The sequence below is a fragment of the Halomonas sp. MMH1-48 genome (assembly GCF_022348105.1).
Taxonomy (GTDB): Bacteria; Pseudomonadota; Gammaproteobacteria; order Pseudomonadales; family Halomonadaceae; genus Vreelandella; species Vreelandella piezotolerans.
The window spans coordinates 342,194-353,557 of the sequence record NZ_JAKRFL010000001.1 but is presented as its reverse complement, the minus strand read 5'-3'; the positions used below and the strand labels follow the sequence as shown (position 1 = coordinate 353,557).

10 protein-coding genes are annotated in these 11,364 nt (G+C 58.5%); 8 read left to right on the top strand and 2 right to left on the bottom strand.

Annotation, left to right across the window (positions count from 1 at the left end):
• Nucleotides 1–22: 22 nt before the first annotated feature.
• A complete protein-coding gene (rne, locus tag MHM37_RS01675; protein WP_239295631.1) occupies nucleotides 23–3,343 on the bottom strand; it encodes a ribonuclease E in 3,321 nt (1,106 codons plus the stop codon).
• A gap of 690 nt (nucleotides 3,344–4,033) precedes the next feature.
• Here rne and MHM37_RS01670 point away from each other — a divergent pair.
• From MHM37_RS01670 to sppA, 3 genes are read left to right on the top strand one after another with little or no spacing between them, the layout of a single operon-like run.
• On the top strand, nucleotides 4,034–4,975 hold the full coding sequence (locus MHM37_RS01670) for an RluA family pseudouridine synthase (RefSeq protein WP_153842893.1): 942 nt from the start codon (nucleotides 4,034–4,036) through the stop codon (nucleotides 4,973–4,975).
• Nucleotides 4,976–4,985: 10 nt separating this feature from the next.
• Nucleotides 4,986–5,657 carry an HAD-IA family hydrolase gene (locus MHM37_RS01665; protein ID WP_239295632.1) on the top strand — a complete coding sequence of 224 codons (672 nt, stop codon included), beginning with the start codon at nucleotides 4,986–4,988 and terminating at the stop codon, nucleotides 5,655–5,657.
• Between the two features lie 30 nt (nucleotides 5,658–5,687).
• Nucleotides 5,688–6,803, top strand: a complete 1,116-nt coding sequence (gene sppA, locus MHM37_RS01660) for a signal peptide peptidase SppA (protein ID WP_239295633.1) — start codon at nucleotides 5,688–5,690, stop codon at nucleotides 6,801–6,803.
• Here the strand turns inward: sppA and MHM37_RS01655 are convergent.
• Nucleotides 6,769–7,398, bottom strand: coding sequence for a nucleoside triphosphate pyrophosphatase (locus tag MHM37_RS01655; RefSeq protein ID WP_239295769.1), 630 nt, complete (start codon nucleotides 7,396–7,398; stop codon nucleotides 6,769–6,771). The genes sppA and MHM37_RS01655 overlap by 35 nt on opposite strands.
• Before the next feature lie 168 nt (nucleotides 7,399–7,566).
• On the opposite strand from MHM37_RS01655, the gene MHM37_RS01650 reads away from it, so the two are divergent.
• The 5 genes from MHM37_RS01650 to fabG all read left to right on the top strand — a co-directional run bounded on the left by MHM37_RS01650 (nucleotide 7,567) and on the right by fabG (nucleotide 11,282).
• Nucleotides 7,567–8,115 (top strand): YceD family protein, encoded by a 549-nt coding sequence (locus MHM37_RS01650; RefSeq protein ID WP_139527222.1) that lies wholly within the window; start codon nucleotides 7,567–7,569, stop codon nucleotides 8,113–8,115.
• A 36-nt stretch (nucleotides 8,116–8,151) separates the two neighbouring features.
• Nucleotides 8,152–8,322, top strand: coding sequence for a 50S ribosomal protein L32 (rpmF, locus tag MHM37_RS01645; protein ID WP_009099300.1), 171 nt, complete (start codon nucleotides 8,152–8,154; stop codon nucleotides 8,320–8,322).
• A 39-nt stretch (nucleotides 8,323–8,361) separates the two neighbouring features.
• Nucleotides 8,362–9,375, top strand: a complete 1,014-nt coding sequence (gene plsX / locus MHM37_RS01640; RefSeq protein ID WP_239295634.1) for a phosphate acyltransferase PlsX — start codon at nucleotides 8,362–8,364, stop codon at nucleotides 9,373–9,375.
• A 151-nt stretch (nucleotides 9,376–9,526) separates the two neighbouring features.
• Entirely contained in the window at nucleotides 9,527–10,486 is a 960-nt protein-coding gene (fabD, locus tag MHM37_RS01635) for an ACP S-malonyltransferase (RefSeq protein WP_239295635.1), read from the top strand.
• A gap of 52 nt (nucleotides 10,487–10,538) precedes the next feature.
• Nucleotides 10,539–11,282: a 3-oxoacyl-ACP reductase FabG gene (gene fabG, locus MHM37_RS01630; protein WP_139527225.1), complete on the top strand. Its 744-nt coding sequence runs from the start codon at nucleotides 10,539–10,541 to the stop codon at nucleotides 11,280–11,282.
• The last annotated feature ends 82 nt before the right edge of the window (nucleotides 11,283–11,364 follow it).

The window sequence follows — 11,364 nt, the reverse complement described above, 5'->3', positions numbered from 1 at the left end:
CGGGGTTTTTTGTGCTTGGCCGTTACTCTTGCGAGTTCTGACCTTGAGCGTTCTGCTGCTTGCGCAGCTCACGCGGATCGTTATGGGCACGACGGCGACGACGGCGGGGTTTAGGCGCTTCTTCGTCGGTGGCAATGCTAGCTGGCGCTGGCGCAGACACCTCGTCGGTCGAGGCAGTGGCCGCGGGTTTCTGCTCGGACGCATGGGCAGTCGCTGATGTCGCTTCGTCGGCGACGGCATCGCCGGGCGTCTTCTCGGCAGTTCGTTCGCTTGCCGGCGTGGCCGCCTCGGAGGTCGGTGCGTCGTCTTCAGGCTTCGCAGAGGGCGCTGTGTCAACGTTGTCCTGCTCCGCTTCTGCCGTGGGCTGGGCATCGACGTCTGCTACTGGCGCTACCGATACGTCGGTCTTCGCCGCTTGGGCGTGTGCTTTGTCAGGCGCAGCGCTGCTTGCCTCGGTCTCTGCCGGAGTGGCCGCGGGCGCTTGAGGCGCGTTCGTGGCCTGCGGCGCCTTTGCGTGATCAGTTGGCTGAGCCTGAGCATCGCTCGCATCGTCAACGCTTGCATCCGGCACTTCGGCTTTGGGCACCTCAACTGCTGACGACTCTACGTGGGGTTCTTGCTGCACGTCCGCGGTGCGTGCGCGTTCTGTAGTAGCGTCGTCAGGCTCCGCGTGGCTAGCTGCTTCCGTGGAGGCGGGCTCGGGCTGCGGTCTGCTCGGTGCCGCTGCTTCTTGAGCGGTGGCTTCCGGCTTGGATTGACGACGCTGGCGCGTCGGTTTGCGAACTTTGTCGGCACTGTTGACTGCGCGCTCTGTGGGAGTGCTCTCTTTGGTGCTCTCTCCAGTGCTTCCGCCAGTACCTTCGCCAGCGCTCACTGCAGACGTCTGGTCGGCCTGATCGCTTCGTAGGGTCGCGGCATCAGTCGGTGCCTCGGTGGCCGTTGCCTGAGAGGCTTCGGCTGTCTGTGTGGAGGCCTCAACCGTGGGTGTCACGTCAGCAGGCGCTGTGTCGGCCATGCCATCAGTGGCTTGGGGAGCCTTTGCGGCTTCGGCTTGCAGCTTCAACTGCTCGGCTTCCGCCTGCGGATTGAGCGCTTGTTTACGCGAGCGGTTACGCGGGTTGTTGCGGGTGCGCTTTGGCTTGCCGTCATCCTGCTGGCTGTCGTCGGCCTGCGCCGCAGGTGCGCGCTCTTCCTGCTTGGGCTTGTTCTCCCGTGGCTTGTCGCGACGAGGCTCCTGAGGTTTACCAGACTCCTCCTTGGAGGTCTCTTTCGGGTTCTCTTTTACGCTCTCTTTCGGGCTCTGCTGACGCGGGTTTTTCGCGTTCTCTTGGCCTTTGCTATCGTCCTGTTGGGGGTGGCGGCGGCGATTACGCGTACGGCTTGGGCCGCTGCGCTTATCGCTGGCATCTTCATTACGTGATCCGGTGTTTCCCGCCGCGTTGCCGCGCTGATCGTTCTTGGCGTTATCGCTGCGCTGTTCCTGCTTAGGCGTGCTGTCGCTGCGCTCCTGGGCCGGTTTGCTGCGGCGCTCGTTGCGTGGCGGGCGGCTTGGCTGCTCGGACTGCCTGCGTGGCGCTTCTGCCTCTTTAGCCGTCTGCTGAGCGCTGTCATCGCCGCCCAATAGCTTGGCGAAGCCGCGAATGAAGCGGCCGAGTACGCTGGGCTGTTCGGCGGTCGGCGCTGGAGCGGCGGCTACCTTGGCAGACGCTTCTTCGGTTTGTAGCGATGCAGGCGCCGGGGCGTTATGTACGACGCTCTTCACGGCAGCTTCGGCACGCTGAGCAGGGGGCGCAAAGCTTGGGTCTGGCTCTTTGCCGACGTCGGTGTCGGTCGACAGCTCGAAGCTGGAGAGCGAGTGGCTATCATCTTCGTCTAAATGATCATCCCGCAGGCGCTGGACATCATAATGCGGCGTGTCCATGTCAGGGCTGGGAAGCAGGACCACGCGAACCCCTTGGCGTGACTCTATGTCTGCCAGCACGCTGCGCTTTTCGTTCAGCAAGTAGGTGGCCACGGACACTGGCAAGATGGCGCGTATTTGGGCGCTGCGCTCTTTCATGGCTTCTTCTTCGATTAGACGCATGATCGAGAGTGATAGTGAGCGTACGTCCCGAATGGTGCCCTGGCCGTTGCAGCGCGGACACACCACGCCGCTGGTTTCGCCGAGAGAAGGGCGCAGGCGCTGGCGCGACATTTCCATCAGACCAAAGCGAGAAATGCGACCGATTTGAACCCGCGCGCGATCCAGCTTCAAGGCATCGCGCATGCGGTTTTCGACTTCACGCTGGTTGCGCGCGGGCCCCATGTCGATAAAGTCGATGACGACCAAGCCACCAATATCCCGCAGGCGCAGCTGTCGGGCGATCTCGTCGGCGGCTTCCGAGTTGGTTTGCAGTGCCGTTTCCTCGATATCGCTACCCCGCGTGGCACGGGCGGAGTTGATGTCGATCGAGACCAGCGCTTCGGTGTGGTCGATCACGATCGAGCCGCCTGATGGCAGCTTCACTTCCCGCTGATAGGCGGTTTCGATTTGCGACTCGATCTGGAAACGGGAGAAGAGCGGAACTTCGTCCGCGTAGAGCTTGATCTTCTGTTGGTACGAGGGCATGACCTGGCGAATGAACGCCAGCGCCTCGGCGTGAATCTCGGGGCTATCGATCAATACCTCGCCGATATCCTGGCGCAGGTAGTCGCGCATGGCGCGAATGATTACGTTGGATTCACGGTAAATCAGAAACGGTGCCGAGCGTTTGCCTGCTTCCGTCGTGATGGACTCCCACACCTGAACGAGGTAATCCAAGTCCCACTGTAGCTCCTCGGAGCTACGTCCGATGCCGGCCGTACGAACGATCAGTCCCATTTTATCAGGAACGGTGAGCTGACCCATTGCATCTTTGAGCTGGCTGCGGTCATCGCCCTCGATACGGCGTGAAATCCCTCCTGCGCGTGGGTTGTTGGGCATCAACACCAAAAAGCGACCCGCGAGACTGATAAAAGTGGTCAGCGCTGCGCCTTTGTTGCCGCGTTCCTCTTTATCGACCTGAACGATGACTTCCTGGCCCTCTTTTAGCACCTCTTTGATGCTAGGGCGACCAGAGACGTCTTTGATGAAGTATTCGCGCGAGATCTCTTTCAGAGGAAGGAAACCGTGGCGCTCGGCACCAAAGTCCACGAACGCGGCTTCGAGAGAGGGTTCTACTCGGGTGATCTTACCCCGATAAATATTGGCTTTTTTCTGTTCCCGAGCGCCGGATTCGATATCCAAATCGTAAAGGCGCTGTCCATCTACCAGTGCGACCCGCAGCTCTTCAGGCTGGGTCGCGTTAATTAGCATCCGTTTCATGTTGTCTCACGTAGCATGGCGTGCCGACATACTTTTGAAAGCGTGCGTCGGCGAATCGCTGGGTGCTGCGTGCTTGTGCTCGGCGCATGGTTATGCTGACGCATTAAGCCGGGAAGGCAGTCGTGCCGACCCGGCCGAAAGGGCGTTGAGTACGTGGCGGCGGCAGAACATGTTTCGGTGGCTGTCACGTCCATCCGGCTCTGCTGACACCGCCTACACCTGGCATTCATCGATTCGCCAACGCCGGTATCGGCACAGCGTTGATCTTAGCGCCCTAGCGTTGCAACGACTTGTGACGAAAAGAGGCTGCAAGGCTGAGGCGTAACGTTTAATTAGTGACGGGCCCGCCGTTTCTGGCCGAGCCTGACGTTCTCTCTCGTCCGACGGGTGTCAAACGACAGAGTTACTACATTTCAATACGTTGTCAGTAGGTAGTGCGTACACTTATCACTACTGAGTGCGCTCTGACCTGCGTGTTGGTCGTGCAGGTGCGAAGCCAAAACGTGGAACATCCTTCTTTATACCAATGTTATAAAAGCGGGCCACGTTCGGCCCGGCCACGTTGGCCGATGAGCGCTTTGGAATATAACAGTAAAGACAACCACCAGCAATTGACGCAATGCCGGGAGCTCTACGTTAGAATGCCGTTTTTAATCTGACGTCAAAGAATGTCACCAGGAGTAAGCGGCAATGTCCGAAGGGCGTGAAGTACAGTGGGTGGAAATCGCCCCGGAACAAGCAGGTCAGCGAATCGATAATTTTTTGATGACCCGATTAAAAGGGGCTCCCCGCGCACTGATTTACCGTATCGTTCGTAAAGGGGAAGTTCGGGTCAATAAAAAACGGGTCAAAGTCGATTATCGCCTGCAGTCGGGTGATTTGGTGCGAGTGCCGCCGCTGCGTCTTGCCCCTAAAGAGGCGGTGAAAGAAGTCAGCGATAATCTGCGCGACCTGCTGGTGGGCAGCGTGATCATGGAAGGGCCCGACTGGATGGTGATGAACAAGCCGTCGGGCTTGGCCGTCCATGGGGGAAGTGGTGTCAAGATTGGCTTGATCGAGGCTCTTCGCCAAGTGCGTGACGACCTGACGTTCTTGGAGTTGGTGCATCGTCTCGATCGCGATACTTCCGGCTGTTTACTGCTCGCCAAGTCCCGTGATGCGTTGGTTACTCTCAACGAGTCTTTGAAAAAACACGGCATGGACAAACGCTATTTGGCGCTGGTGGCCGGACGCTGGCCTGCCCGCAAAACCTACGAAAGCGCGCGGCTGGATCGTTTCGATGCAGGCAACGGCGAGCGGCGCGTGCGGGTAGACCCCAATGGTAAGGTGTCACGCACTCACTTCTCCGTGGTCGAGACGTTCGAAAAAGTCACGCTGATCGAAGCGGAGCCAGTGACCGGTCGCACTCACCAAATTCGCGTGCACGCTGCCCATGCAGGGCATGCGCTATTGGGTGATGATAAATACGCGACCCGTGAAAGCGCAGTGCTGACCAAGCAATTGGGCTTGGGCCGCCTCTTTCTACATGCTCGCTCGCTGACCTTTCCAGAGCCTGGTAACGGCAGACCTGTGACGGTTAAAGCGCCGCTTCCAGAGGCACTTGAAGAGACGCTCAAGCGCGCACGTCAATGAGAGAAATGCTATGCGTTACGAGCTGATTATTTTCGACTGGGACGGCACGCTAATGAATTCCGTGCCCAAAATCGTCGCTTGCATGCAGGCGGCGGCGATGGATGCCGAGTGGGGCGAACTGGACGTCAGTGCCATCGAAGACATCATCGGTTTAGGGTTGCCTGAGGCAATCGCCAAGCTATGCCCGGGCATTGCGTCCGAGCAGGCCGAGCGGCTGCGCCAGCGTTACTCCCATCACTTTGTAGAGGGCAATACGACGCCAATGCCTTTTTTCGACGGGGTAGAGGCGCAGCTGGCGAGATTGCGGGAGCGACCCCAGCAACGTCTTGCGGTCGCGACGGGTAAAAGTCGTCGCGGTCTCGATCGAATCTTTCGTGAGACGGGGAGCGGCGAGTTTTTTCACGCGAGCCGCACGGCCGATGAGACGCGTTCAAAGCCACATCCCCAGATGCTAGAGGAGATTTTGGCCGAGCTGCAGGTGCCAGTAGAGCGCGCTGTTATGGTGGGAGACACCGAATACGATTTGGAGATGGCCCGCGCCCTGGGGATGGATCGGGTGGGGGTGACCTACGGTGTGCACACGCCCGCTCGTCTGGCGGCTAGCCAGCCCGTGTGGGTGGCTGACGACATACCGTCACTGTTCGATTGGCTCTACAGCGAGCCGCTATGCAGACAGGCCTAGACGTGAATACACGCAACGTAGGAGTCGACGATGAGTGATGATCAGCGGCGTGACGAGCGCCATGGAGAGGCACCCAGCAGCCGTGATCCATCGAGTGAGCATGATCGCTGGACGCAAGGGCCTGAAGTGCCTGCGCAGCAAAAGCGGGCAGCGCAGACAGGTAACCAAGAGGACGATGCAGAGACCCTAAGAGAGCGTCAGCGGCTAGCTCAGCTTGAGATGATGGATCGTTGGATCGGTGGTGTGCTGACCGAGCAGCGTAGAAGCCGCCGCTGGAAGCTATTCTTTAGGTTGATGTTACTCGCGGTGGTGCTCATCTCGCTGACGACGACGCTCTATCGGGTATTTTTGGCAGAACCTACCGCTGCAGTGCCCGCGCAGCAACACATGGCGTTGATAGAAGTGCACGGAGTGATTGCCAGCGATGCGCCTGCCAATGCGGAGCGCATCATCCAAGGTTTGAATCGAGCCTGGGACAATGCCGGTGTTGCCGCCGTGGTGCTGCACATCGACAGCCCCGGAGGAAGTCCTGTCCAGTCTCAACGTATTTATACCGAAATCATGCGCCTGCGCGAGCAGGGCGATAAGCCGATCATTGCAGTGATCGAAGATATCGGTGCCAGCGGTGCTTACTACGTTGCGTCGGCGGCAGACGAGATCGTTGCGTCTCCGGCCAGCTTGGTGGGATCAATTGGCGTGATTTATGCGGGATTTGGCTTTCAAGAAGCCATTGCCGAGCTGGGAGTCGAGCGCCGAGTCATGACGGCGGGTGAGAACAAGGCGTTTCTAGACCCCTTTCAGCCGTTGGACGAGGACGTTGCGCGCTTTTGGCAAAGCGTGCTCACCCAAACGCATGAGCAATTCATTGGTGATGTGCGAGCGGGGCGCGGAGAGCGTTTGAGCGATAACCCGGATATTTTTTCCGGGCTAGTCTGGAGCGGTGAGCAGGCGTTGGAGCTAGGGTTGGTCGACGAGTTGGCGAGCTTGGAGCAGGTGGCTCGTGCCCAGGTAGGCGAGGCGTCCTGGGAGAACTACACGCCGCGTTTAGATCCCTTCGAGCGGCTAACGCGCCGATTTACTCAAGCGTCTGCCGAGGTGCTGGGTGTGCACACTAGTCATGCGCCGATAAAGTTTCAGGCCCAGTAGCGTCAGGCATCGCCAAGGGGTTCATGCCCACGTGGCGAAGCATGTCGCAAAGGGCGATGAGGGGCAGTCCGATCAATGCGTTGGGGTCGCGGCCCTCCAAACGCTCGAATAGTGTGATTCCCAACCCCTCCATGCGAAAGCTTCCGGCGCTATCGAGGGGTTGCTCAAGGGCAACGTAACGTTCTATTTCCTGTTCGCTCAAGGTGCGGAATACCACCTCGAACGGCTCGATATGCACGTGGTGGCGCTGATGTCGCGTGTCGACTAGAGCGAGTCCCGTCAAGAACGTGACCTTACGGCCCGAAAAACGCGCTAGATTGGCACGTGCGCGCTCCGCTGTGTGTGGTTTGCCGAGAATGTCACCTTCGAACAGGGCAATTTGATCAGAGCCAATGATACAGTGGTGAGGGAAACGCTCGGCCACCGCGTTGGCTTTGCTAAGCGCAAGGCGGTGAACGAGTGCCTGCGGGGATTCGTTATCGAGGGGCGTCTCGTCGATGTCAGGGGAGTGGCATTGGTAAGGTAGCTGCAGACGGTCTAGCAGCGCTTGGCGAAAGCGAGAGCTAGACGCAAGGACGAGGGGGGCGTTTTGCATTTGCGGCACTGTCGTCTCCTTTTGACTGGGATGGCGCCATCAGCACGGGCATTGAGTGTAGCGAAAGCGCGGCGACATGCCTAATAGCTCCGTTTTCACCGAGCTATCGATAAGAATTATGCTATGAGCTTTGACACCAGGGGGGCGAGTGCCTATCATTGCGCGCCTATGTTGACCTCACAACTCCCCAGCCGGGTTGAGCCTTATAAGCTTGCAGCCCGCCGCGAACGACTCGAAGGCTTAGTGGCGCTGAATAAGCTGCCCCGCCTTGCTGAAGAAGCAGGTGACCAAACGGGCGACTGTCATGTCGTACTCGAGTTTGGTGTCGATGCCCAAGGTCGCCGCGAAATTCGTGGCCATTTGCAAGCGACGCTGGCACTGCCTTGTCGTCGCTGTATGGTGCCGCTTAGCCAAGACGTTTCCAGTGACTTCCTGCTAGGAATGATTACCGACGAAGCCTTGGCCGCCGAGCTGCCTGCCAGTCATGAGCCGGTGCTGGTGGAAAACGAACAGCTGGACCTGCTGACGGTGGTCGAGGATGAGCTCATTCTCAGCCTTCCCCAGGTGGTCTACCACGATGAGACCGAATGCCATGTCTCGGCGGAGCAGCTGGTCAGCAAGACCGAAGGCGCGGCGGACGAGTCCGCTTCAGCCAAGAATCCTTTCGCGGTGCTCAATGCTTTGAAAAGCAGTGGCGCTTTGAAAGGCAAAAAGTAAGCATCACTTACCCTACATACCTTGGAGTAAACACTCATGGCAGTTCAACAGAACCGTAAAACTCGTTCCAAGCGCGGCATGCGTCGTAGTCACGATGCGCTGAGCGCACCGACTCTGTCTCAAGACAAAGAAACGGGCACCACTCATCTGCGTCACCATGTTTCTCCCGATGGTTTCTATCGCGGCCGTAAGGTGGTTGAGGTTTAAACCTTACCACTTTACGAGTGGCATAACAGCGTGGGTGCAATGCGCCTAGCGATCGATGTCATGGGGGGTGACCAAGGCCCTCGTGCCATTATCGAAGGCTCTGCAAAGGCGGTCATCGAGCGACCTGACATTGAACTCACCCTGTTCGGCCCGCGTCAGCGTATCATCGCTGAACTTTTGCGCTTGCCGCAGCCTTTGGCTGCGGCAGCGTCACGTTTAGTCGCCTGCGATGTTTCTGATGCAGTGCCGTCCAGCGCATCGGCTGCCTGGGCGCTGCGGCGTGGGCACGAGACGAGCATGGCGCGCATGCTGCGCTATGTAGCAGAAGGTAGCGCCCACGCCGGGCTCAGTGCTGGCAATACCGCGGCGTTAGTCGCGCTGTCGCGGCGTGAGCTTGGTATGATCTCTGGGTTTTCCCGGCCCGCTATCAGTACTGCCATACCCTCACGGGGCGGTCGACGTTGCTACCTGCTGGATTTGGGGGCAAATGTAGATTCCCCCGCCTCACGGCTCGTTGATTTTGCCGTATTAGGGGCTGCCATGGCGCACTGCATAGATGGGATCGACCGTCCTCGCGTTGCGTTATTGAACGTTGGGGCAGAGGCCACCAAAGGCAGTGTGATCGTGCGGGAGACGGATCACTTGCTTCGGGAGTGTGCATCCTCACTGCCATTTGTATATCTAGGCTATGCGGAAGGTGGCGACATCTTTCAAGGCGAGATCGATGTCATGGTGTGCGATGGCTTTGTCGGTAACGTGACGTTGAAGGCGAGCGAAGGTTTGACTCGTATGTTGGTTGAGCGTGTGCAGTTGGCGTTTGAATCACGCCTATGTGGACGTTTGGCAAGTGTACTGGCCAAACCTGTGCTGAAACGGCTCAAGCAGGAGCTTGACCCCGTACGTTATAACGGCGCAAGCCTACTTGGGCTAAAACGGATTGTGGTGAAGAGCCATGGGAGTGCCGGTGCAGATGGGTTCTACTACGCTATTCAGCGAGCCTTGCAAGAAGTAGAACGCGATCTGCCAACCCAGCTTGCCAGTCGCTGGTCTTGAACCGAAGGCAAGCAAGACGCCACAAAACGTCGTACGATTTTTGCGGGTTATCGGTGGCCATTGGAGATGCCGTTCGCTGCGCGTCAGCGTTACCGATGACTACGCCTATCGCTCAACTGAGCAAATGCCTACAAGAGCAAAGGTGAACGACATGTCTCAACCCCTTGCCCTCATTTTTCCCGGGCAAGGCTCTCAGCAGCTTGGAATGCTGCGGGAGCTGGCCGAGCGCTATAGTGTGGTGGGAACGACATTTGAGGAAGCGTCCGATGCGCTGGGCTATGACCTATGGAAGGTCGTCCAGGAAGGCCCCGAAGATGCACTGAATGCAACGGCTTGCACCCAGCCAGCGCTGCTCACATCCAGCGTGGCTATCTGGCGAGTTTGGCAGGAGCTGGAAGGCCCTCGCCCTAGCGTAATGGCAGGTCATAGCCTTGGCGAGTACAGTGCGATGGTCTGCGCGGGCGTGATGGGCTTTGCCGAAGGTGTGCAGCTCGTTCGTCTACGTGGTGAAGCCATGCAGGAGGCCGTTCCCGCTGGCGAAGGCGGCATGGCTGCGATACTTGGTCTTGACGATGCCGTTGTTGAAGCCGCCTGCGCTAGCGCCGCCCAGGGTGACGTCGTATCGGCCGTGAATTATAACTCTCCTGGGCAGGTGGTCATCGCTGGCAGTAAAGCGGCGGTTGAGCGTGCCATTACGGCCTGCCAAGAGGCCGGTGCCAAGCGTGCACTGGCTTTGCCCGTTTCTGTACCGTCCCACTGTGCGTTGATGCGCCCCGCTGCCGAGCGTTTGGCCAATGCGATGCAATCGATCGAGCTACGCACGCCTCGCTACACCGTCATCCAAAACGTCGACGCCCAAGCCCATGCGGATGTCGACACGCTTCGTACGCGCTTGTTCGAGCAGCTCTATCAACCTGTGCGATGGTCCTCTTGCGTTGAAGCCATGGCAGAGCAAGGTGCTAATGTCTTCATCGAATGTGGCCCGGGCAAGGTGCTGACCGGCCTCAACAAGCGTATCGTGCGTGGTGCCAAGGGATTGGCGGTCAACGACCCCGACAGTTTGGACGCAGCGCTCGAGCTTGCGCGCGAAACATTGGCGGGTAATGCGTGATAAACGGCGAATATCAGCTACCCTTGCTTAGTTCAGTGGAAGGAAACGTGTTATGACGCAAGAGAAACGTGTCGCCCTAGTAACGGGAGCAAGTCGCGGCATTGGTCGTGCCATTGCTCACGAGCTTGGTCGTCAGGGCCGTATCGTCATCGGTACGGCCACTAGCGACGCTGGTGCTGAGAAAATCGATGCCGATTTGAAAGCCAATGGCATTGAAGGCGCAGGCATGTGCCTGAACGTCACCGATCAGGCGAGCATCGATGAGGTGTTAAAGACGATCGGTGAGCGTTTTGGGGCTCCCACGATTTTGGTTAACAATGCAGGGATTACCCGTGATAACCTCCTCATGCGGATGAAAGAGGAGGAGTGGGATTCCGTGATGGATACCAACCTCAAATCCGTCTACCGTGTGAGCAAGGCTTGCCTGCGTGGCATGACCAAGGCGCGCTTTGGTCGAATCGTATCGATCAGTTCGGTCGTCGCGACCATGGGTAACTTGGGTCAAGCGAACTATGCAGCGGCCAAGGCTGGCATGGAGGGCTTTAGTCGTGCACTTGCGCGCGAGGTGGCGTCACGTGCCATCACGGTCAATGCCGTTGCGCCGGGTTTTATCGCCACTGATATGACTGAATCGCTGCCCGAAGCACAGCACGACATGTTGCTGAAACAGATTCCTTTGGCACGTCTGGGCGGGCCAGAAGAGATTGCTGCTGCCGTTGGCTTTTTGACGAGTGACGCTGCAGGGTATATCACTGGTGAAACGCTGCACGTGAATGGCGGTATGAATATGCGTTGATGGCCTTGGGTTTGGCGGTTGCGTCAACCTAAGGGCGTCTATAAACTACCCCGCAGCTTTTGGCTTGCGGTTTCCAAATAGC

Bases quoted from the DNA above. Each gene is read 5' to 3' on its own strand.
- fabG (WP_139527225.1), top strand. From the start codon at position 10,539: ATGACGCAAGAGAAACGTGTCGCCCTAGTAACGGGAGCAAGTCGCGGC.
- MHM37_RS01670 (WP_153842893.1), top strand. From the start codon at position 4,034: ATGTCCGAAGGGCGTGAAGTACAGTGGGTGGAAATCGCCCCGGAACAA.
- MHM37_RS01665 (WP_239295632.1), top strand. From the start codon at position 4,986: ATGCGTTACGAGCTGATTATTTTCGACTGGGACGGCACGCTAATGAAT.
- MHM37_RS01655 (WP_239295769.1), bottom strand. From the start codon at position 7,398: ATGCAAAACGCCCCCCTCGTCCTTGCGTCTAGCTCTCGCTTTCGCCAA.
- plsX (WP_239295634.1), top strand. From the start codon at position 8,362: ATGCGCCTAGCGATCGATGTCATGGGGGGTGACCAAGGCCCTCGTGCC.
- MHM37_RS01650 (WP_139527222.1), top strand. From the start codon at position 7,567: ATGTTGACCTCACAACTCCCCAGCCGGGTTGAGCCTTATAAGCTTGCA.
- sppA (WP_239295633.1), top strand. From the start codon at position 5,688: ATGAGTGATGATCAGCGGCGTGACGAGCGCCATGGAGAGGCACCCAGC.
- rne (WP_239295631.1), bottom strand. From the start codon at position 3,343: ATGAAACGGATGCTAATTAACGCGACCCAGCCTGAAGAGCTGCGGGTC.
- fabD (WP_239295635.1), top strand. From the start codon at position 9,527: ATGTCTCAACCCCTTGCCCTCATTTTTCCCGGGCAAGGCTCTCAGCAG.
- rpmF (WP_009099300.1), top strand. From the start codon at position 8,152: ATGGCAGTTCAACAGAACCGTAAAACTCGTTCCAAGCGCGGCATGCGT.